This window comes from Streptomyces sp. NPDC006393, from assembly GCF_040628575.1.
In the GTDB taxonomy this organism is placed as follows: Bacteria; Actinomycetota; Actinomycetes; order Streptomycetales; family Streptomycetaceae; genus Streptomyces.
This window is the reverse complement of sequence record NZ_JBEXZD010000040.1, coordinates 34,533-56,038: the sequence shown is the minus strand read 5'-3', so window position 1 is coordinate 56,038 and position 21,506 is coordinate 34,533. Positions and strand designations below refer to the sequence as shown.

14 protein-coding genes are annotated in these 21,506 nt (G+C 72.8%); 10 read left to right on the top strand and 4 right to left on the bottom strand.

Features of this window, described 5'->3' with window-relative positions; translation table 11 throughout:
* Positions 1 to 46: 46 nt before the first annotated feature.
* The 3 genes from ABZ484_RS18830 to ABZ484_RS18820 all read right to left on the bottom strand — a co-directional run bounded on the left by ABZ484_RS18830 (position 47) and on the right by ABZ484_RS18820 (position 6,336).
* Complete coding sequence (locus ABZ484_RS18830; protein ID WP_358867003.1) at positions 47 to 1,456, bottom strand: alpha/beta hydrolase; 1,410 nt, start codon at positions 1,454 to 1,456, stop codon at positions 47 to 49.
* Positions 1,457 to 1,736: 280 nt separating this feature from the next.
* Positions 1,737 to 3,296, bottom strand: a complete 1,560-nt coding sequence (locus ABZ484_RS18825) for an alpha/beta hydrolase (protein ID WP_358867002.1) — start codon at positions 3,294 to 3,296, stop codon at positions 1,737 to 1,739.
* 109 nt (positions 3,297 to 3,405) lie between these two features.
* On the bottom strand, positions 3,406 to 6,336 hold the full coding sequence (locus ABZ484_RS18820; protein ID WP_358867001.1) for a lysylphosphatidylglycerol synthase domain-containing protein: 2,931 nt from the start codon (positions 6,334 to 6,336) through the stop codon (positions 3,406 to 3,408).
* Positions 6,337 to 6,522: 186 nt separating this feature from the next.
* Between ABZ484_RS18820 and ABZ484_RS18815 the strand changes: the two genes are divergently transcribed.
* The 5 genes from ABZ484_RS18815 (at position 6,523) to nudC (ending at position 17,054) form a co-directional block, all read left to right on the top strand.
* A complete protein-coding gene (locus ABZ484_RS18815) occupies positions 6,523 to 6,915 on the top strand; it encodes an MGMT family protein (protein ID WP_358867000.1) in 393 nt (130 codons plus the stop codon).
* Between the two features lie 313 nt (positions 6,916 to 7,228).
* On the top strand, positions 7,229 to 10,738 hold the full coding sequence (locus ABZ484_RS18810) for a UvrD-helicase domain-containing protein (RefSeq protein ID WP_358866999.1): 3,510 nt from the start codon (positions 7,229 to 7,231) through the stop codon (positions 10,736 to 10,738).
* Positions 10,739 to 10,839: 101 nt separating this feature from the next.
* A complete protein-coding gene (locus ABZ484_RS18805) occupies positions 10,840 to 14,541 on the top strand; it encodes an ATP-dependent DNA helicase (RefSeq protein WP_358866998.1) in 3,702 nt (1,233 codons plus the stop codon).
* A gap of 10 nt (positions 14,542 to 14,551) precedes the next feature.
* Positions 14,552 to 15,955, top strand: a complete 1,404-nt coding sequence (locus ABZ484_RS18800; RefSeq protein WP_358866997.1) for a dipeptidase — start codon at positions 14,552 to 14,554, stop codon at positions 15,953 to 15,955.
* Between the two features lie 154 nt (positions 15,956 to 16,109).
* Positions 16,110 to 17,054: an NAD(+) diphosphatase gene (nudC, locus tag ABZ484_RS18795; RefSeq protein ID WP_358866996.1), complete on the top strand. Its 945-nt coding sequence runs from the start codon at positions 16,110 to 16,112 to the stop codon at positions 17,052 to 17,054.
* A gap of 71 nt (positions 17,055 to 17,125) precedes the next feature.
* Here nudC and ABZ484_RS18790 read toward each other — a convergent pair whose 3' ends face one another.
* Positions 17,126 to 17,368 (bottom strand): mycoredoxin, encoded by a 243-nt coding sequence (locus tag ABZ484_RS18790; RefSeq protein WP_030183332.1) that lies wholly within the window; start codon positions 17,366 to 17,368, stop codon positions 17,126 to 17,128.
* Between the two features lie 83 nt (positions 17,369 to 17,451).
* Here ABZ484_RS18790 and ABZ484_RS18785 point away from each other — a divergent pair, with 83 nt between their 5' ends.
* The 5 genes from ABZ484_RS18785 to ABZ484_RS18765 all read left to right on the top strand — a co-directional run bounded on the left by ABZ484_RS18785 (position 17,452) and on the right by ABZ484_RS18765 (position 21,483).
* Positions 17,452 to 19,785 (top strand): ATP-dependent DNA helicase UvrD2, encoded by a 2,334-nt coding sequence (locus ABZ484_RS18785; protein ID WP_358866995.1) that lies wholly within the window; start codon positions 17,452 to 17,454, stop codon positions 19,783 to 19,785.
* Positions 19,786 to 19,949: 164 nt separating this feature from the next.
* Positions 19,950 to 20,273 carry a hypothetical protein gene (locus ABZ484_RS18780; RefSeq protein WP_358866994.1) on the top strand — a complete coding sequence of 108 codons (324 nt, stop codon included), beginning with the start codon at positions 19,950 to 19,952 and terminating at the stop codon, positions 20,271 to 20,273.
* A gap of 174 nt (positions 20,274 to 20,447) precedes the next feature.
* Positions 20,448 to 20,816, top strand: coding sequence for a WhiB family transcriptional regulator (locus tag ABZ484_RS18775; protein WP_358866993.1), 369 nt, complete (start codon positions 20,448 to 20,450; stop codon positions 20,814 to 20,816).
* Entirely contained in the window at positions 20,813 to 21,136 is a 324-nt protein-coding gene (locus ABZ484_RS18770; protein ID WP_358866992.1) for a hypothetical protein, read from the top strand. Before ABZ484_RS18775 ends, ABZ484_RS18770 begins: the two co-directional genes overlap by 4 nt.
* Before the next feature lie 137 nt (positions 21,137 to 21,273).
* Positions 21,274 to 21,483 (top strand): hypothetical protein, encoded by a 210-nt coding sequence (locus tag ABZ484_RS18765; RefSeq protein WP_358866991.1) that lies wholly within the window; start codon positions 21,274 to 21,276, stop codon positions 21,481 to 21,483.
* The last annotated feature ends 23 nt before the right edge of the window (positions 21,484 to 21,506 follow it).

Genomic DNA, 21,506 nt, shown 5'->3' with positions numbered 1-21,506 from the left:
ACGGCGGGGGCGCGGGTGCCATGGGTGCCCGCGGCCCCCGCCGGCGTCAGGAGCAGACCTTGCCGTTCCTCGGTACCGAGCCGTACAGAAGGTAGGCGTTGACTGTGGAGTCCACGCAGTCGCTGCCGCTGCCGTAGGCTCCGTGGCCTTCGCCCTTCCAGGTGAGTTCCACTCCGACACCCTTGCCGAGCTCGTCCGCCATTTTCCTGGCGCCCTCGTAGGGGGTCGCCGGGTCCCCGGTGTTGCCGATCACCAGGATCGGGGCCGCCCCCGGCGCGCTGACCTGAGGGGTGTCGTACTGTCCGGGCACCGGCCAGTCGTGGCACCAGCCGGCCGTGTCCCAGGCCATGTACTCGCCGAAGACGGGCGAGATCTTCTCGAACCGGGGCAGCAGCTTTCGCGTCTGTTCCGGGGTCGGCCGCTGCTTGTCGTCCAGGCACGATATGACCCGTTGGGCGTGGGTCGTCGTGCCGTAGTGGCCCGAGGTGTCGCGCTCGTTGTAGGCGTCGGCCAGCGACAGCAGTCCGGAGCCGTCCCCCTTCTGCGCCGCGTCCAGGGCGCCGGTCAGCGCCGGCCAGCTGTTCTCGCTGTACAGCGGGGTGACGATGCCGGTCAGTGCCAGAGTCTGCGTCAGCTTCCGCCCGGAGGGTGTGGGCAGCGGCTTGGCGTCCAGTCGCTTCAGCAGGTCGGCGATCCTCCGTGAGCCCCGCGCGGGATCCTCGCCGGTGGACTTCAGGTAGTCGTCCAGCGCCCGCTGGAAGCCCAGGGTCTGGTTCATGGCGTGGCCCACCGAGTCGGCGGTCGGGTCGACGACCGCGTCCAGCACCAGCCGCCCCACGTGCCGCGGGAACAAATGGGCGTACACACCGCCGAGTTCGGTGCCGTAGGAGATGCCGAAGTAGTGCATCGTCCGGTCACCGAGGACCTGCCGGATCAGGTCCATGTCGCGGGCCGTGTCGGTCGTGGAGACGTGTCCGAGCAGCTTGCCGGCGGCCTTGGCGCAACCCCTGCCGAAGTCGGCCGCGTCCTCGAGGTAGGTCCGTTCCTCGGCCGGGGTGTCAGGTGTCGCGTCGATCGCCTCGGCGGCCTGGATCCGCCGGTCGTCGCGGCAGCGGACGCCCTCACTCGCGCCGACCCCGCGCGGGTCCCAGCTCACCAGGTCGTACCGCTGCCGGAGAGTGCCGACCGCCGAGCCGTACGCCGGCAGTGTGGCCACGCCGGAGCCTCCGGGACCGCCGAAGTTGAACAGCAGCGAACCGGTGCGCTCACCGGTGGCCTTCGCCCGGATCAGAGCGATGCCGATGGTCTCGCCGTCGGGCCGGGACCAGTCCAGCGGCGCCCTGAGCGTCGCGCAGCGCCACTCGCCGCCCGGCGTGGGCGAGCCGGAACCGGCCTTGCAGCGGCCCCAGTCGAGCCGCTGCGCGGTGAGCGAGGCGGGCAGCCGCCGGGACGACACGGCGTCGTCCGGAGACCTCGTCGGTGTGGCCGCCGGGCTGGAGCGCCCTTCCCCTTGCCCCCGCCGGCGCCCCCGCCTCCACCGGTTGATCCGCTGCCGCACCCGGCCAGCAGCACCGCGGCGGCGACCACGGCCGTCCACTGCATGAGACGCGACATGCCGCATCCCCCCTCCCCGAATCCCGCGGATCGGCCGCGGGCAAGCACGTCAGGCCATGGTAGGCGGACCCCACCGCGTCCGTGGGAGCCTGTGGATAACCTTTTGACCTGGGTCTTTACGGCTAGGAACAGACCGTCCCGGCCGCCGGGACCTTGCCGTCGAGCAGGTAGGCGTTCACCGCGTTCTGCACGCACTTGTTCTTGCTGTCGTACGCGCCGTGCCCCTGTCCCTTGTAGGTCAGTTCTACGGCGACGCCCTTGCCCAGCGCGTCCGCCATCTTCTTCGCACCCTCGTACGGGGTCGCCGGGTCGCCGGTGTTGCCGACGACGAGGATCGGCGCCGACCCGGGCGCGCTCACGTCGGGGTGGTCGGCCGCGCCCGCGACCGGCCAGTCGGCGCAGGTGAGCATGGACCAGGCCAGGAAGTCCCCGAACAGCGGGGAGGCGGCCCGGAACTCGGGGAGCTTCCGCTCCACGTACGCCGTGTCGTACCGCTGCTTGTCGTCGGCGCAGTTGATGGCGACGTTCGCGGAGGTGAGGTTGCTGTACTCCCCGTTCTCGCTGCGGCCGTTCAACGCGTCGGACAGCAGCATCAGGATCCTGCCGTCGCCGGCGTAGGCCTGCTCCAGTCCCTCGGTGAGCGGTTGCCACAGCTCCTTGGAGTACAGGGCCTGGGCGATGCCGTTGGTCGCGGCGCTCTGGGTCAGCTGGCGCGGGAACATACCGGGGATCGGCTTGGCGTCGAGCTGCTTGAGCAGCGCCGCGACGCGGTTCTCGACGTCCTGCGCGGAGTTCCCGATGGGGCACTCCGCGGTCTTGTCGGACACACAGGCGTGCGCGAAGTTGTCCATGGCCAGCTGGAACCCGCGGGCCTGGCCGAGCGAGGTCTGCTCGGGGGTCTGGGTGGGGTCGACGACCGCGTCGAGCACGGCGCGGCCCACGTGCCGGGGGAACAGGTGGGCGTACACGCCGCCGAGTTCGGTGCCGTAGGAGATGCCGAAGTAGTACATCTTCCGGTCGCCGAGGACCTGGCGCATGAGGTCCATGTCGCGGGCCGCGTCGGTGGTGCGCACATGCGGGAGGATCTTCGCGGAGTTCTTCTCGCAGCCCGCGTTGAACTGCTCGGTGTTCTTCAGGTACGTGTTCCGCTCGGCCTGGTCGTCGGGCGTCGCGTCCTGCTGGAAGTACTGGTCGAGCTGTGCGTCGCTCTTGCAGTGCACGCCCGCGCTGCGGCCCACCCCGCGCGGGTCGAAGCTGACCAGGTCGTAGCGGGTGCGCAGCTTGGCGTAGTCCGGGGCGAACGACGGCAGGGCGGTCACACCGGATCCCCCCGGACCGCCGAAGTTGAAGATCAGCGAGCCGATGCGCTTGCCGGGTCCGCTCGCTTGCGCCCGGATCAGCGCGATGTCGATCGTGTCGCCCTTGGGCTTGCTCCAGTCCAGGGGCGCCTTCATGGTCGCGCATTGCCACTTGGCGCCGCCGGGCAGCGGGGAGGGCGCCGCGCCGCCGCCCTGGGATTCGGACGGGGCGGGGCAGTCCGTCCACTGAAGCTTCTGGGCCGTGAGATCCCCGCCGTTGGGGCTGTCCCTGGATGTCTCGCCGCCGCAGCCCGCCGCAAGGGCGGAGAGCAGGACGGCGGTTGCGGTCAGGGCGGCTGCGCGCAGCCCGCGGGGGCTCTGCATGTCTCCATCCTCGCGCCGCGGGCGGCCTCCCGCGTCGCGACACGGGCCGTCCGGAGTAGGCGTGACCCGCTCGCCACAGAGGCCCCTTGAGTCACAAGAGCCCCTTGGACTACAGGGATCCCTTGCGTGTCAGATGGTTGAAGGCCAGCCAGCCCGGCAGCACCGGCAGCCACAGCGTCAGCAGCCGGAACATCAGTACCGCGGGAGCGGCCACCTCCTTGGGCAGGCCCACGGCGATCAGGCCGACCGTGAGGGTCGCCTCGACGGCGCCCACGCCGCCGGGAGTGGGGGCGGCCGAACCGAGCGCGTTGCCGGCCAGGAAGACGACGGCGACGCTGGCGATGCTCAGTGAGGTCGACTCGTCGCCGAACGCCCGGATGGAGGCGTCCAGGCACATCACGAAGCAGGCGGTCAGCAGCAGCATGCCGCCGATGCCCGTGATCAGCTTCTGCGGCCGCTGCAGCACGTCCAGCATGCGCGGCACGACACCCGCGAAGAGCGACCGTACGCGCGTGACGACGAACTTGCGCAGGAACGGCACCGAGGTGACCACCAGCACCAGCACGGCGACCGTCAGCAGCCCCGCGATGACCGTCCGGGACGGCGACAGCGACGGTGTCTTCTCGGTACCCGTCAGATAGCCGAACGACAGCAGCATCAGGATGTGACAGCCGAGCCCGAACAGCTGCGACGCGCCGACACTCGCCACCGCGAGCCCCGGGCGCACGCCCGCGCGTTGCAGGAAGCGCGTGTTGAGGGCCACACCGCCGACCGCCGCCGGCGCCACGATCTTCACGAACGACCCGGCCACCTGGGCCGCCACGGTCCGTGGGAACGGCACCCGCTCCGGCACGAACCCCAGCAGCGCCATGGCCGCCGCCACGTAGCTGAGTGCCGAGAACAGCACCGCGGCCGCAAGCCAGCCCCACTGCGCGTTGGCGAAAAGGGTGCCGAACTCGATGTGCGTGAGCTGCGTGAGCAGGTAGTACGCGCCGATGGCACCGGCGATGAAACTGATCAGCGTGCGCGGCCGTACCCGCTCCAGGCGGGCCGGCTCGACCGGCGCCTGCGGCCTGATCCGCAGCACCTGGTGGCGGATCTGGGTGAGCAGGTCCTCCTCACGGGCCTCCTCCAGGGCGTCGTCCATGGCCCGCTTCTGCGCCCGCGCCTCGGCCCGCTCGGCCTTCTTCTCCGTCTTCCGGTCCGGCGTGTCGAGGACGACCCCGGTGACGGTTCCGGTGGTGTCCTGGGCGGCCTGCTCCAGCCGGGCCTGCTTGGCCTTCCGGGACGTCTCCAGGACCGCCTCGCGCTCCCGCTGCGCCCGCTCCCGGGCCAGCCTGCGCAGCGTCGCGCGCGTGGAGCGCGTCAGCGCGATCGGTTGCAGCATGGGCAGGCAGTCGGCGACCGCGTCCGGCCCCAGCACGCCGACGGCGGACGCGACGGCCCGCTCCGCCCCCACCCGCAGTCCGAGCGTCGTCAGCAGCTGGGCGACGTCCATGCGCAGCAGCAGGTCACCGGCGGCGATCTCACCACCGCGCAGATCGGTGAGGATCACGCTGCCGGAACGATCCACCACGATCGCGTCACCCGCGAGCCTGCGGTGCGCGATGCGCCGGGACTGCAGCGCCCGCACCTGGTGCCAGGCGTGGCGCAGCAGCTCGTCGGTGATCTCGTCGTCGGGCAGTGAATCGAGCGTGCGCCCACCGGTGTGCTCGTAGACGAGCATCACGGCGTCGGGTCCGAGCTCGGAGGTCGCGATCAGCTTGGGGGCGTTGGCGCCGGCCGCGATCGCCGCGTACGCGAGCAGCGCCTCCTGCTCCAGGGCCTGGCGCAGGGACTGCAGGCTGCTGCGGGTGGCGAAGCCGCGCAGCGTGAGGTTGCGCCACACCCGGTAGAAGAAGCCCTGCGCCTGCTGCTCGCGGTCGACGACGGTGACGTCCAGCGGCGGGCCGTCCTCCAGGGTGACGAAGTAGCGTCGGCCGCGGTCGCCGCTGTCCGCGGTCTCGGGCACCTCCTCGCGGGCCGCGCTCACCGGGTGGAAGCCGACCGTGCGCAGCCCCGCCATCAGCGTCCGTCCCGTGGGACGGACGTTCGGCGAGCCGACCGCGTACAGGGTGCCGTAGGCGATGGACCAGCCGATCAGCACGGTCAGGATGATCGAGAACGGTGTCGTGTAGCCGGTGACCAGCATCGAGAACGCGTCGAGCAGCAGCACGATCCACAGCACCGAGCGCCAGCGCGGTCTTCGGGACATGCCCACGGCCGTCATGTACGCGATGACGGGGGCGAGGTAGCCGTGCACGGGGTCGGTCAGCGCGTGGATGTCGCCGGGGGAGGGCTGGGTGAGCGCCTCCTGGATCGAGTTCGGGGCCCCCTTGGCCACCCACAGGTCGGTGGCCAGCGTCACCCCGTGCGCGAGGACCGCCGCCAGCACGCCGTCGGCGATCCGCAGCCCGTCCCGTTTGATCAGCCGTTCGATCGCGAAGGCGACCGGCACCAGCAGGATCGCGATGCTGGAACCCAGCCCGGCGATCTTGATGAGCAGATCGGGCGCCTGCCCGGTGCCCTTGTTGATGTCCTGTTCCAGGCCCGACGTGGTGCCGTGCGCGAACGCGGCGATCGCGAGCAGTACGACGATGGCGAGCACACCCACCAGCAGCCGCATCAGGTCCGAGGGGCGGTGCACGCGCGCGGGGAGCAGCGGTTCGTCGCCCTCCAGCTCGTCGATGTGGGCCACGTCGGCGGTCACGTCCCGCTTCTTCGCCGGATCTTTCTCTGCCGGAGCCGCCGGAGCCGCCGGAGCCGTCGAGGCCGTCGGAGCGGTTGCGGCCGTCGCGGCCGTCTCAGCGGCGTTCGCGTGTCCGCGGTCGGCCTGGGCGTCGGTGGTGTCCGCGCGGTCCCGGCCGGTCTGCGCGTCCGTGGTGTCCGCGCGGTCCCGGGTGTCCGTGCCGTCCCGGCCGCCCGTGCCTTCGGTGTCCGGGCGCGATGAAGCCCCAGAGGTGCCCTCCGCGTCGTCGGGGTGCACACCCTGCTGCTTCATGGTCTCTTCTTGGTCTCGTATCACCGGTCACCGCCCGCACGATGGTGGCATGCCCCACCGACACACGGGGGCATGAGGGTGCATATGCGGGATCCGACAGTCTGCCCCAAGGGCCGTCCGGGAGCGAGGGGCACACCCCGTCGCGACCGGGTCACGCTGTCGGTGGGGTGGGGCAGGATGGGACGGATGAGCGAAGTGAGCCTTCCGGACGACGGCCGCCCCGAGCGGGATGAGGCGCTGCCCGAGTACGCCGAGCGTGTCCTCGAGGTCGCCGAGCTGGTCCCGCCGGGCCGTGTCATGACATACGGGGACGTCGCGGAATGGCTGGAGGAGGGAGGCCCCCGCCAGGTCGGCCGCGTGATGGCCCTCTACGGAGGCGCCGTCCCGTGGTGGCGGGTCGTGCGCGCCGACGGTGTCCTGCTCCCGGGGCACGAACTGCGGGCACTCGCGCACTACCGCGCGGAGGGCACACCTCTGAAGGAGGCGAGCAGAGCGGCCGAGGGCCACCTGCCGCGCCTGGACATGAGGCGGGCCCGCTGGGACGGCGACGGCAGCGAACGTGAGCAGGGTCACACCTGACAGCTTCCGCCATCCGACGGGCCGATGGGGAGCCCGCGGCCACCCGTTCGGGCGAATCCGGGCACGCACGTGCAATGCCGTACGTTCGTGCATCGAGGGACACACGTGACGGCAGCGCCCGCAGCGCCCCAGTGCACCGAGGGAAGAAGGGGAAGCCCTGCTTCCGTGCCGGGCGTCGGCGTAGCGTCGGCTGGACGTGTCCCCCTCACCCCGCAGCCACCGCCCTCCACGGCGGGCGGCCCGCCCCCATGACCGCGGCGCCCCGCGCCGGCAGTGACAGACCCCAGCACTCCCACCAGGACCGGCGAACCACGTGAGCTCCTCTTCCTCCACCAGGCGCCTGACGCACCCCCAGGTGCGCCAGGGGAACCGTGGCGCTTACCGACTGGTGCGTACCCCGCCGGCCAAGCCGGATCCCCCTCGTCTGGACGCCGCACAGCGCGCTGTGGTTGACCATGAGAACGGCCCGCTGCTCGTCCTCGCCGGCCCGGGCACCGGCAAGACCACCACCCTGGTCGAGTCCGTGGCCGCCCGGATCGCCCGCGGCCAGGACCCCGAGCGGATCCTTGTGCTGACGTTCAGCCGCAAGGCGGCCATGGAACTGCGCGACCGCATGGCGCTGCGCACCGGCGCGGCCCGCGCCCCTCGGGCGACCACCTTCCACTCGTTCTGCTACGCCCTGGTCCGCGCCCACCAGGACAGCGGCCTGTTCGTGGAGCCGCTGCGGCTGCTGTCCGGGCCCGAACAGGACGTGACCGTCCGCGAGCTCCTGGCGGGCCAGGTCGACCTGGAGGGACTGGGGCTCGCGCACGTCCGCTGGCCCGACGAGCTGCGCGCCTGCCTGACCACCCGCGGTTTCGCCGACGAGGTCCGCGCGGTCCTCGCCCGCAGCCGCGAACTGGGCCTCGGCCCCGACGCGCTGGCGTCCTTCGCGCGCCGCATCGGCCGCCCCGACTGGCAGGCCGCGGCCGCCTTCCTCGCGGAGTACCTCGACGTCCTGGATCTCCAGGGCGTGCTCGACTACGCCGAACTCGTCCACCGCGCGGTGCTCCTCGCCCGCCGTCCCGAGGTCGCCCAGCGGCTCGCCGCGCAGTACGACGCCGTCTACGTCGACGAGTACCAGGACACCGACGCGGCTCAGGTCCGCCTGCTGCGGGCACTGGCTGGGGAGGGCCGGACCCTGCTCGCCTTCGGTGACCCCGACCAGTCGATCTACGCGTTCCGGGGCGCGGACGTGAACGGCATCCTCGACTTCCCGCAGACCTTCCCGCGCGCGGAGGGCCGTCCCGCGCCCGTCGCGGTGCTGCGCACCTCCCGCCGCTCCGGCGCGGCACTGCTGGCCGCGACCCGCCTGCTGACCCAGCGCATGCCGCTCACCCGGCTCCCGGGCGACAAGGTCCGCGCACACCGGGAGCTGATCGCGGCACGGGAGGGCGGTCGCGTCGAGGTCCACACCTACCCGACGCCGGGCACCGAGGTGGACAACATCGCCGACATCCTGCGCCGGGCCCATCTGGAGGACGGGGTTCCCTGGAGCGAGATGGCCGTCCTGGTGCGCGCCGGCGCCCGCACCATACCGACGCTCCGCCGCGCCCTGACCGCCGCGGGCGTGCCCCTGGAGGTCGACGGCGACGACCTGCCGCTGCGCCACGAACCGGCGGTGGCACCGCTGCTGACGGCGCTGCGCGCGGTGGCGACGGCGGAGGCGGCCCGGCGTCCCGAAGGGGAGACGGCCAATGCGGCCCGGCACCCCGAGGCGGACACGACCGGGGAGGCCCAGCGCCCCGAGCCGGACACGACCGAGCCGGACACGACCGGGGAGGCCCAGCGCCCCGAGCCGGACACGACCGAGCCGGACACGACCGAGCCGGACACGACCGAGCCTGAGCAGACTGAGCGGACAGCGCACCCGGACCGGCGTGACCCGGAACCGGAGGCCGCCGACTCCTGCTGGCTCGACACCGAAACCGCCCTCACCCTCCTCGCCTCGCCGCTCGCCGGCATGGACGCCGCCGACCTGCGCCGCCTGGGCCGTGCGCTGCGCGAGGAGGAACGGACCGCGGGCAACCCCCTGCCACCGCCCTCCGACGAACTGCTGGCGCGTGCCCTGGCCGAACCGGAGCGCCTCGTCGCGCACGACCCGGCGTACGCGCGGGGCGCCCAGCGCCTGGGCGCGCTGCTCAGGAAGGCCAGGGAGCGCCTGGCGGGCGGCGGCACCGCCGAGGAGGCGCTGTGGGACCTGTGGGAGGGCACGCCGTGGCCCGAGCGCCTGGAGCGGACCAGCCGGCGCGGCGGCGCCGCGGGCCGCAACGCGGACCGGGACCTGGACGCCGTCTGCGCGCTGTTCGCGACCGCCGCCCGCGCGGAGGAGCGCACCGGCGGCCGGGGCGCCCTGAACTTCCTGGAGGAGATCGACGCCCAGGACATCGCCGCCGACACGCTCACGCGGCGCGCGCCGCGCCCCGACGCCGTACGCCTGATGACGGCCCACCGCTCCAAGGGCCTCCAGTGGCGCCTGGTCGTCGTCGCGGGCGTCCAGGAGGGACTGTGGCCGGACCTGCGCCGCCGGGGCTCCCTGCTGGAGGCCGACCGGATCGGCCGCGACGGCCTCGCCGAGCCGCTCACGCCCGGGGCCCTGCTGGCGGAGGAGCGCCGGCTGTTCTACGTGGCCGCCACGCGCGCGCGTGACCGGCTCGTCGTGACCGCGGTGAAGGCCCCCGCGGACGACGGCGACCAGCCGTCCCGCTTCCTCACCGAACTCGGCGTCGAACCCAAGGACGTCACCGGACGCCCCCGCCGCCCGCTGGCCGTGGCGGCACTGGTCGCCGAACTGCGGGCCACCACCGTCGACCCGCGCGTGTCCGACGCCCTGAGGCAGGCCGCCGCGCGCAGGCTGGCCCGGCTCGCCGCGCTCGCCGACGACGAGGGCCGTCCCCTGGTGCCCTCGGCGCACCCCTACCGATGGTGGGGCATGGCCGAGCCGACCGAGAGCAAGGTGCCGCTGCGCGACCGCGACCAGCCGGTCGTGCTGTCCGGAAGCGCCCTCGACCAGCTGGCCAACACCTGCGCCCTGCAATGGTTCCTCGGCCGCGAGGTCAAGGCCGACGCACCCGCGACCGCCGCCCAGGGCTTCGGCAACGTGGTGCACGTCCTGGCCGACGAGGTCGCGTCCGGACACACCCCCGCCGACCTCGCCGTCCTCATGGAACGCCTGGAGACGGTGTGGAACGCGCTCGCCTTCGACGCGCCCTGGAAGTCGGCCCAGGAGAAGGAACACGCGCGCGTGGCGCTCGAACGCTTCCTGCGCTGGCACGTTCTGGAGCGCACCGGCCGCACCCCGGTGGCCAGCGAGCACGACTTCGACGTGACTCTCGGGGCCGGTGACTACCAGGTGCGCATCCGCGGCTCCATGGACCGCGTGGAGGCCGACCGCGACGGCCGCGCCTACGTCGTCGACTTCAAGACCGGCAAACAGGCGCCCACGGGAGCCGAGGTGGCCCGCCACCCGCAGCTGGCCGTCTACCAGCTGGCCGTCCGCGAAGGCGCCGTCGACGAGGCCTTCGACGGCAGCCGCCCCGAGCCGGGCGGCGCCGAGCTCGTCCAGCTGCGCCAGGGCGCGGCCAAACGGGACGGCGGCGACAGCCTGCCCAAGGTGCAGGCCCAGGAGCCGCTGGAGGGCGAGTGGGTCGGCGACCTGCTGGCCACCGCCGCCGGAAAGGTCCTCGACGAACGGTTCACGCCCACCGCCGGCCAGCACTGCGCGCACTGCGCCTTCCGGGCCTCGTGCAGCGCCCGGCCGGAGGGACGCCACGTCGTCGAGTGACGTACGTGACGTACGGCACCACGTGTGCTGACCTGCGCTTTCTCCGCCCCTGAGAGTGACTCGGGCATCGGTTGTCAGTGGCCGCCGCTAGCCTCTTCGACGTGCCCGCCCGTATCACCGATCCCGAGCAGCTCAAGGAGCTCCTCGGGATTCCGTTCACCCCGGAGCAGACGGCCTGCATCACCGCGCCGCCCGCCCCGCAGGTGATCGTGGCCGGAGCCGGGTCCGGGAAGACGACCGTGATGGCGGCCCGCGTGGTGTGGCTGGTCGGCACCGGTCAGGTCGCCCCCGAACAGGTCCTCGGCCTGACCTTCACCAACAAGGCCGCCGGGGAGCTCGCCGAGCGCGTCCGCAAGGCGCTGATCAAGGCGGGCGTCACCGACCCCGATGTCATCGACCCGGACAACCCACCGGGCGAGCCGGTGATCTCCACGTACCACGCCTTCGCCGGCCGCCTGCTGACCGACCACGGGCTGCGCATCGGACTCGAACCCACCACCCGCCTGCTCGCCGACGCCACCCGCTACCAGCTCGCCGCGCGTGTGCTGCGCGAGGCACCGGGCCCGTACCCGGCGCTGACCCGTTCCTTTCCCGACCTCGTCAGCGACCTCCTCGCCCTCGACGCCGAGCTCGCCGAACACCTGGTGACACCCGAGGACCTGCGCACCTGGGACGCCGGGCTGCTGCGCACCCTCGAAGGCGCCAAGCTGTCCAACGCCGACCTGCGCAAGGTCCCCGAGACCGCCGCCGCCCGCCGCGAGCTGGCCGGGCTGGTGCTCCGCTACCGGGCCGTCAAGCGCGAGCGGGACCTGCTCGACTTCGGCGACCAGATCGCCCTCGCGGCCAGGCTCGCCCAGCTCCCGGAGGTCGGCCGCATCCTGCGCGAGGACTTCCGGGTGGTCCTCCTGGACGAGTACCAGGACACCTCGGTCGCCCAGCGCATCCTGCTGGCCGGCCTCTTCGGTGGCGGCACCGGCCACCCCGTGACCGCCGTGGGCGACCCCTGCCAGGCCATCTACGGCTGGCGCGGCGCATCCGTCGCCAACCTCGACGACTTCCCCGAGCACTTCGCGCACGCCGACGGCCGCCCCGCCACGCGCCAGGCGCTCAGCGAGAACCGCCGCAGCGGCGGTCGTCTGCTCGACCTCGCCAACGGCCTCGCCGCGCCGCTGCGCGCCATGCACGCGGGCGTGGAGGCCCTGCGCCCCGCCCCCGGAGCCGAGCGCGACGGGCTGGTGCGGTGCGCGCTGCTGCGCACGCACGCCGAGGAGATCGAATGGGTCGCCGACTCCATCGCCCACCTCGTGCGGACGGGGAAGGCACCCGGTGAGATCGCCGTCCTGTGCCGTACCGCGACCGACTTCGCCGAGATCCAGGGCGCCCTGGTCGCCCGGGACGTCCCGGTCGAGGTGGTCGGCCTGTCCGGGCTGCTGCACCTGCCCGAGGTCGCCGACCTCGTCGCCGTCTGCGAGGTCCTTCAGGACCCCGGCGCCAACGCCTCCCTGGTGCGGCTGCTGACCGGCCCGCGCTGGCGGATCGGCCCGCGCGACCTCGCGCTCCTGGGACGCCGGGCCAGGCTGCTCGTGGCGCACGCGCGCGTGGGCGCCGACGGCGACCCGGACCGCCGCCTCGCGGAGGCGGTGGAGGGCGTCGACCCGGCCGAGGTCATCTCGCTCGCCGACGCCCTCGACACGTTCCTGGAGACGCCCCTGAACGGCGCACCCGGCCGGGGAGACGACGACGGACTGCCGTTCTCGCCGGAGGCGCGCGTGCGGTTCGCCCGGCTCGCCGCCGAACTGCGCGACCTGCGCCGCTCGCTGTCCGACCCGCTCATGGACGTCCTGCACCGGGTCCTGGCCGTCACCGGCCTGGAGGTCGAGCTGTCCGCCTCCCCGCACGCCCTGGCCGCCCGCCGCCGCGAGACCCTGTCGAACTTCCTGGACGTCGCCGCCTCCTTCGCCGCCAACGAGAGTCAGGCGACCCTGCTCGCCTTCCTCGGGTTCCTGCGCACCGCCGCCCAGTACGAGAAGGGTCTGGACAACGCGCTGCCCGGCGGCGAGAACACGGTCAAGGTGCTCACCGCGCACAAGTCCAAGGGCCTGGAGTGGGACGTCGTCGCCGTCCCCGGCCTGGTCACGGGGACCTTCCCCAGCGCCCAGGGCCGTGAGAAGTGGACCAGCCAGGGCAAGGTCCTCCCGCACGCCCTGCGCGGCGACGCCGCCACCCTCCCCGACGTCGACGGCTGGGACGCGCGCGGCCTGAAGGCCTTCCACGAGGCCATGAAGGACCACCAGCACACCGAGGAGCTGCGGCTCGGCTACGTCACCTTCACCCGCCCCCGCTCCCTGCTGCTCGGCTCCGGCCACTGGTGGGGCCCGAGCCAGAAGAAGCCCCGCGGCCCCTCCGAGTTCCTCCAGGCCCTGTACGACCACTGCACCGCCGGACACGGCGAGATCGAGGCCTGGGCGCAGGAGCCCGAGGAGGACGAGGAGAACCCGGCCCTGCGGCAGGCAGCGGCCGACCAGGTCTGGCCGCTGCCCCTGGACGAGGCCGCCCTGACCCGCCGCCGCGCCGCCGCCGCGACCGTCCTGGCCCACCTGGACGACCTCGCCGCGCGCGCGGACGGCCGCCGTCCGGCCGTACACGACCCGGAGTCCCACGACGACCCGGACTGGCCCTCGCCCCCGGAGGACGACGAACCGCCCTACGGCGAGGAACCGCCCTACGGCGAGGAACCGCCCTTCGACGACGAACCGCCCCACGACGAGGACGTCTCCTTCGAGGACGACCCGGGCGACTGGGACTCCTGGAGCAGCGACCGTCCCGCGGCCCCCGACCAGCCCACGGCCCCCGACCAGCCCACGACCCCCCACCAGCCCACGACCCCCCACCAGACCGCGATCCCCCACCAGCCCACGGTCCCGCACCAGGCGACGGCACCGGACCGGCCGCCGGCCGCACCGCCGGACCCCGCCGCGCCCGGCCGGCACGCTCCCGCACCGCGCACCGCACCGCGCAGCGCCCCACCGGAGCCCGCACCCGAGCCCCGGACCGAGCCGCTCACCCCCGAGGAGACCCGCCTCGTCGCCTCCTGGGACCGCGACCTCGACGCGCTCACCGGGGAGCTCCGGCGTGCCCGGCAGGGCGTCACCGACGTACCCCTGCCGACGACCCTGACCGCCTCGCAGCTACTGCGTCTGGCCGCCGACCCGGACGGGTTCGCGCGGGAGCTCGCGCGCCCCATGCCGCGCCCCCCACAACCCGCGGCGCGCCGCGGCACCCGCTTCCACGCCTGGGTCGAGACCCGCTTCGAAGAGCTCACGCTGCCCATGCTGGAGCCCGAGGAGCTGCCCGGTTCCGACGCGGAGATCGCCGACGAACGCGATCTGGAGGCCCTCAAGGAGGCCTTCGAGCGCACCGAGTACGCGCACCGCACGCCCCACCGCGTCGAGGCCCCCTTCCAGCTGGAGATCGCCGGCCGCGTCGTCCGCGGCCGGATCGACGCCGTCTACAAGGAGGGCGACGGCGAGGAGGCGACGTACGAGATCGTGGACTGGAAGACCGGCCGGGGGCGCACCGCCGACCCGCTCCAGCTCGCCGTGTACCGGCTGGCCTGGGCGGAGCGGCACGGCGTCCCGCTCGAGCGGGTCGGTGCCGCGTTCCTGTACGTGCGCACCGGCGAGGTGGTACGACCGGACGGCCTGCCGGACCGGGCCGCACTGGAGCGGCTGCTCCTCGAGGAACCGCGGGGCGAGCCACAGTGTGACGAACCGCCCGAACAGGATGTCATCGCGTGCCGATAGGCTCGGGACCATGAGCCAGACCCCGGACAGCGCCGTCCGCACGTACATCGAGCAGCACCGCGCCGCCTTCCTCGACGACCTCGTCGAGTGGCTGCGCATCCCCTCCGTGTCGGCCCAGCCCGACCACGCGCCCGACGTACGGCGCAGCGCCGACTGGCTCGCGGCCAAGCTCAAGGAGACCGGCTTCACCACCGCCGAGGTCTGGCAGACAGAGGGCGCCCCGGCCGTCTTCGCCGAATGGCCCTCCGACGACCCCGACGCCCCGACGGTCCTCGTCTACGGCCACCACGACGTCCAGCCCGCCGCCCGCGAGGACGGCTGGGACAGCGAGCCCTTCGAGCCGGTCGTCCGCGGAAACCGCCTCTACGCGCGCGGGGCCGCCGACGACAAGGGCCAGGTGTTCTTCCACACACTCGGTGTCCGCGCCCACCTCGCCGCCACCGGCCGCGCCACCCCGGCCGTGCACCTCAAGCTGCTGATCGAGGGCGAGGAGGAGTCCGGCTCCCCGCACTTCCGGGCGCTGGTCGAGCGCCACGCCGGCCGGCTCGCCGCCGACGCGGTGATCGTCTCGGACACCGGCATGTGGTCCGAGGACACCCCCACGGTGTGCACCGGCATGCGCGGCCTCGCCGAGTGCGAGATCCGGCTGTCCGGCCCCGACCAGGACATCCACTCCGGCTCCTTCGGCGGCGCCGTGCCCAACCCGGCGGCCGCGGCCGCCCGCCTCGTCGCCGCCCTGCACGACGAGCACGCGCGCGTGGCCGTCCCCGGCTTCTACGACGGCATCGTGGAGCTCACCGAGCGCGAGCGCGAACTCTTCGCCGAGCTGCCCTTCGACGAGGACCAGTGGCTGCGCACCGCCAAGTCCCACGCCGCCCACGGTGAAGAGGGCTACTCCACCCTGGAGCGCGTCTGGGCCCGCCCCACCGCGGAGGTGAACGGCATCGGCGGCGGCTACCAGGGCCCCGGCAGCAAGACGATCATCCCGTCCACGGCGATGGTGAAGCTGTCGTTCCGCCTGGTCGCGGGCCAGGACCCCGACCACATCGAGAAGGCCGTCCGCGCCTGGGTCGACGAGCAGGTGCCCGACGGGATCCGGCACGAGACCGTGTTCGGCGCGGCCACCCGCCCCTGCCTGACCCCGCTGGAGCATCCGGCGCTGCGGTCCGTGACCCGGGCCATGGGCCGTGCCTTCGGCACCCCGGTCCGCTTCACCCGCGAAGGCGGCTCCGGACCGGCCGCCGACCTCCAGGAGGTCCTCGGCGCACCGGTGCTCTTCCTGGGCATCTCCGTCCCGTCCGACGGCTGGCACGCCCCGAACGAGAAGGTCGAGCTCGACCTTCTGCTCAAGGGCGTCGAGACCAGCGCATACCTGTGGGCCGACCTCGCCGAGCACTGGCGCGATGCGCCCTGACGGGCGGCCGCCGTCCGGGGCACCCGCCCGCGCGGGGCACACTGGAGAGGCCGCCCGGCATCTCCAGGCGCCGCCGGACCTGGTCGCCTCCCGCCGTACGTCCCGCTGAACCGTCGCCGAAACCACCGTTCCACCGGGGGAGTTGGAAGCACTCGTGACCACCTGGACCGACCACACCGCCGACCGACCCATCTCGCTCACCGCACCCAGCGGCATCGACCGGGCCGCCCACCACCGGCTCGACGAGGCCTGGCTCGCCGCGGCATGGAGCCACCCCACCACCCGCTGCTTCGTGGTCTCCGGCGGCCAGGTGCTCATCGACGAGACGCCCGACGGCCGCACCGAACTCGTCATGACCCCGTCCTTCGAAGCCCCCCTCACCGAGGCGCACCGCTACTTCCTCGGCACCGACGAGGAGGGCGTGAGCTACTTCGCGCTCCAGAAGGACTCCCTGCCCGGCCGCATGGACCAGTCCGCCCGCCCGGCGGGCCTGCGCGAGGCCGGACTGCTGCTTCCGCCCCGCGACGCGGGCCTGATGGTGCACGCGGTGGCCCTGGAGAACTGGCAGCGACTGCACCGCTTCTGCTCCCGCTGCGGCGAGCGCACCGTGATCGCCGCGGCCGGCCACATCCGCCGCTGCCCCGCCTGCGGCGCCGAGCACTACCCGCGCACCGACCCGGCGGTGATCATGGCCGTCACCGACGACGAGGACCGCATCCTCCTCGGCCGTCAGGTGCACTGGCCCGAGGGCCGCTTCTCCACCCTCGCGGGGTTCGTCGAGCCCGGCGAGTCCATCGAGCAGTCGGTGCGCCGCGAGGTCCACGAGGAGGTCGGCATCGCCGTCGGCCAGGTCGAGTACGTCGCCAGCCAGCCCTGGCCGTTCCCCTCCAGCCTCATGCTGGGCTTCATGGCCCATGCCACCTCCACCGAGATCGACGTCGACGGCGACGAGATCCACGAGGCCCGCTGGTTCTCCCGCGAGGAGCTGCGCGCGGCCTTCGACTCCGGCGAGGTCCTGCCCCCGTACGGCATCTCCATCGCGGCCCGTCTGATCGAACTCTGGTACGGCAAGCCCCTGCCCACCAGGAGTGTCGTCTGAGGGACCACGACGACGAAGGCGGCCCCCGGGATTCTCGGGGGCCGCCTTGTCACCTGGTCCGGGCGCCGGACTCAGACGCCGATCTTCTGCTTCACCTGGGCCAGCGACGGGTTCGTCAGCGTCGATCCGTCCGCGAAGAGCACGGTCGGGACCGTCTGGTTGCCGCCGTTCGCCTTCTCGACGAAGGCCGCGGACTCCGGGTCCTGCTCGATGTTGATCTCGGTGTACCCAATGCCCTCGCGGTCCAGCTGGCTCTTCAGCCGGCGGCAGTAGCCGCACCACGTGGTGCTGTACATCGTCACAGTGCCCGGCATGTCTCGCGCTCCTTCGGCGGGTCGGGACGTCATGGTCGCAGTGAGGGAACGTACGGCACGGGCACGGCATTCCCACCGGGGGTATGGGGCCCGGCCGCGTGACGCCTGTCGCATTAGTACGACCGCAAGGGGCCACCTGTGGACAACCGGCTCACCCGTCTCCCGCGACCTGGCAGCATGGCCATGTGACAGCAGCAACGCACTCCACCCTCTTCCCGCACGTACCGGACTCTGCCGACGCGGTGCTCGAAGGGCTCGACCCCGAGCAGCGCGAGGTCGCCACCGCGCTGCACGGTCCGGTGTGCGTGCTCGCCGGCGCCGGCACGGGCAAGACGCGCGCGATCACCCATCGCATCGCGTACGGGGTGCGGGCCGGGATCCTCCAGCCCTCCAGCGTGCTCGCCGTCACCTTCACCAACCGCGCCGCCGGTGAGATGCGCGGCCGGCTGCGTCAGCTCGGCGCTCACGGGGTCCAGGCCCGCACCTTCCACTCGGCCGCCCTGCGCCAGCTCCAGTACTTCTGGCCGAAAGCCGTCGGTGGCGGCATGCCCCGACTCGTGGACCGCAAGATCCAGCTCGTCGCGGACGCGGCCGCCGCCTGTCGTGTCCGCCTCGACCGGGGCGAGCTGCGGGACGTCTCGGCGGAGATCGAATGGTCCAAGGTCACCCAGACCGTCCCGGCCGACTACGCCCTCGCAGCCGCGAAGGCCGGCCGTGAGGTCCCCCGCGATCCGGCCGAGGTCGCCCAGCTCTACTCCGTCTACGAGGACCTCAAGAGGGACCGCTCGGTCATCGACTTCGAGGACGTCCTGCTGCTGACCGTCGCCATCCTCCAGGACCGGCGTGACATCGCCGAACAGGTCCGCGCCCAGTACCAGCACTTCGTGGTGGACGAGTACCAGGACGTCAGCCCGCTGCAGCAGCGCCTGCTGGAGCTGTGGCTGGGCGACCGGGACACCCTGTGCGTCGTCGGCGACGCCAGCCAGACCATCTACTCGTTCACTGGCGCAACCCCCGACCACCTCCTCGACTTCCGCGCCCGCCACCCCGGCGCCACCGTGGTCAAGCTGGTCCGTGACTACCGCTCCACTCCCCAGGTGGTCCATCTGGCCAACGGACTGCTCGCCCAGGCCCGCGGCCGTGCCGCCGACCACCGGCTGGAACTGGTCTCCCAACGGGCCGCCGGGCCGGAGCCCGAATTCGCCGAGTACACCGACGAGCCCGCCGAGGCGGAGGGCGCCGCCCGCCGTATCCGGGACCTCGTCGCCTCCGGGGTCCCGGCGAGCGAGATCGCGGTCCTGTTCCGGACGAATTCCCAGTCCGAGACCTATGAACAGGCCCTCGCCGACGTCGGCGTGCCCTATCAGCTGCGGGGCGCCGAGCGTTTCTTCGACCGCCCCGAGGTGCGCAAGGCCGGTGTCGCCCTGCGTGGCGCCGCCCGTTTCGGGTCCAACGACTCCCTGCTCGACGAGGCCGTGGATCTGCCGTCGCAGGTGCGTGCCGTCCTCTCCGGCGAGGGCTGGACCCCGCAGCCCCCGGCCGGTTCGGGTGCCGTCAGAGAACGCTGGGAGTCGCTGGCCGCCCTGGTGAACCTGGCGCAGGACTTCGCCGCCGCCCACCCCGGCGCCACCCTCGCCGACCTCGTGGCCGAACTCGACGAGCGGGCCGGCGCCCAGCACGCCCCCACCGTGCAGGGCGTCACCCTGGCCTCCCTGCACTCCGCCAAGGGCCTGGAGTGGGACGTCGTCTTCCTCGTCGGCGTCACCGAGGGAATGATCCCGATCAGCTACGCCAGAACCGACGAGCAGATCGAGGAGGAGCGGCGCCTGCTCTACGTCGGCGTCACCCGCGCCCGTGAGCGGCTGCACGTCTCCTGGTCGCTGTGCCGCTCGCCCGGCGGCCGTCCCAGCCGCCGCCCCAGCCGCTTCCTCGACGGACTGCGTCCCGGGTCCGCCGCCACGGCCGGCCGTGCCACGACCGGGGCCACCGGCGGCATCGAGCGCGGGGTCGCCCTGTCCGGGGGGACGGCGGGGACGGCTGGCACGGCAGGGACGCCGGAGACCGTGCCGCGGCGCACCCAGCGGACCCCGGCCCGGTGCCGGGTGTGTGGCCGCACGCTGACCGACGCCGGCGAGATGAAGCTGATGCGCTGCGACGACTGCCCCTCCGACATGGACGAGGGCCTCTACGAGCGGCTGCGTGAGTGGCGGGAGGAGCAGGCGCGGCGCACCGGGCAGCCCGCGTTCTGCGTCTTCACCGACAGGACCCTGATGGCGATCGCGGAGGCGGTCCCGGACGACGAGCGGGAGCTCGCGCGCATCCCCGGGGTCGGCATGCGCAAGCTGCGCCGCCACGGGGCCGACGTTCTCGCCATCTGCGCAGGTCAGCCGTGTGCGACCGGAGACGCCGAGGACTGATACGAACTCGTCGAAAAAATAGTTTGCGCACGCCCCGTCCATCCCCATAGGTTCTTGGTCACGGGAACAGCGGTCTTCCTGAGGCCCTGATTCCGTGTTGTACTTGCACATCTGAACGGACTGGCTCACCCCAGTCCCCTAGACGCCGAGAGGAGGCGAGTCCAGTGATCAGCATCAAGAGCAGCTTCTTCAGCACCGCCAAAATGACCGATCGCTCGGTCGCCTCCCTGTGCATGCTCGGCGTCTCGGACCAGGGCACCGGTCTGTCCGGCATTCGTGCCGTGCGTCCGGCGTCCTCTGTGTCTCTCGCGGGTCTTCCCATCCGTGAGCGCAATGAGCGACCGACCAAGGCACTGGAAGCAGTAGCGGCACAGGCGCAGGCCTATGCCTTTACGGCGGCCGGTGCCGGAAGCCGGAAGCAGACGACGCAGCACCACCACCTGATGTGGGCCTTCCGTGGGCCGAAACCCTGGAGTGATCCAGCCTGATCGCCGATCAGGCCGGCGCCTTCAGGGCCGCGGAACCCCATCCGGGATCCGCGGCCCTTCTGTTTTCCCCGAACGGGGACGGCGGACCGAAGGGGCCTCGGGACAAGAAAAGAACCCGGTACCCAGCCGACACCCGGCCGACCGGCCGGACCGACCAGACGAGGAAGACGAACCGTGCAACTCGAAGCGCACGCCCCGTCCGTACCGCCTTCCGACACGATCCCCAAGCCCGGTCTCACGGAGGACCCCACCTTGATCCCGCTCACCGCGCTCACCGCGCTCGACGACGCCATCGAGAACCTCGGCGTGCCCGTCCCGTGCCGCTCCTACGACCCGGAGGTCTTCTTCGCCGAGTCGCCGGCGGACGTGGAGTACGCCAAGTCCCTCTGCCGCACCTGCCCGCTGATCGAGGCCTGCCTCGCCGGCGCCAAGGAGCGGCGTGAGCCCTGGGGTGTCTGGGGTGGCGAGCTGTTCGTCCAGGGTGTTGTGGTCGCCCGGAAGCGGCCGCGTGGCCGCCCGCGCAAGAACCCGGTCACGGCATGAACACCGCAGGAACGATCGACCGCCCCCTCACGCACGACCCCCAGAAGCAGGCCCCGATGAAGCCGTCCACCAGCGAGCCCGCAGGCTCCGCGACCGAAGACGTCACCACCACCGGCGCGAACGACTCGCGTCAGAACAGGACCCGAGAGATGCAACTCATCCCCGAAGCCATGGCTCGTGCGCATATGCACGAACGACTGAGGGAGGCGGAGGGGCAACGCCAGGCCATGCGTCTGGTGGCCGCCCGCCGGATGCAGCGTCGTGCCGAGCGTGCCTCGCTGCGCGCCCGCCGTGCGCTCGCCATGGCGGTCATGCACTGACCGTCCACACACCGCCGAGCGGTGGCCTCCCGGCCGGGAGGTGAACTCTCCCGCGGGGGCAGGTCCGTTGAGATGCGGACCCGCCCCCGCGGTGCGTTGCACGCGCCGACGCACGGCGGCGGAGGTATCGTCGCCGGGTGACGAGTCTTCCCGCAGAACCCGGCCACGGCGGCCCCACCGCGCAGCGCCCGCCCGTGGTCTGCACGCGCTGCGCCACCCCGGCCGAGGGCCTTCCCCCCACGTGGACCTGCTCCGTGGAGAACGGTGTCCGCTGCTACTTCTGCGACGCCTGCTCCCGCGAGAACCTCCGTTCCATCGAGAGCCGGCTCGACTCCGCCTGGTGGTGAACCCGCCGGACCACCGGCCCGGC

Coding starts and splice junctions, on each gene's coding strand:
- ABZ484_RS18785 (WP_358866995.1), top strand. CDS start 17,452: ATGGGGCCCGGCCGCGTGACGCCTGTCGCATTAGTACGACCGCAAGGG.
- ABZ484_RS18800 (WP_358866997.1), top strand. CDS start 14,552: ATGAGCCAGACCCCGGACAGCGCCGTCCGCACGTACATCGAGCAGCAC.
- ABZ484_RS18770 (WP_358866992.1), top strand. CDS start 20,813: ATGAACACCGCAGGAACGATCGACCGCCCCCTCACGCACGACCCCCAG.
- ABZ484_RS18825 (WP_358867002.1), bottom strand. CDS start 3,296: ATGCAGAGCCCCCGCGGGCTGCGCGCAGCCGCCCTGACCGCAACCGCC.
- ABZ484_RS18790 (WP_030183332.1), bottom strand. CDS start 17,368: ATGCCGGGCACTGTGACGATGTACAGCACCACGTGGTGCGGCTACTGC.
- ABZ484_RS18820 (WP_358867001.1), bottom strand. CDS start 6,336: ATGAAGCAGCAGGGTGTGCACCCCGACGACGCGGAGGGCACCTCTGGG.
- ABZ484_RS18815 (WP_358867000.1), top strand. CDS start 6,523: ATGAGCGAAGTGAGCCTTCCGGACGACGGCCGCCCCGAGCGGGATGAG.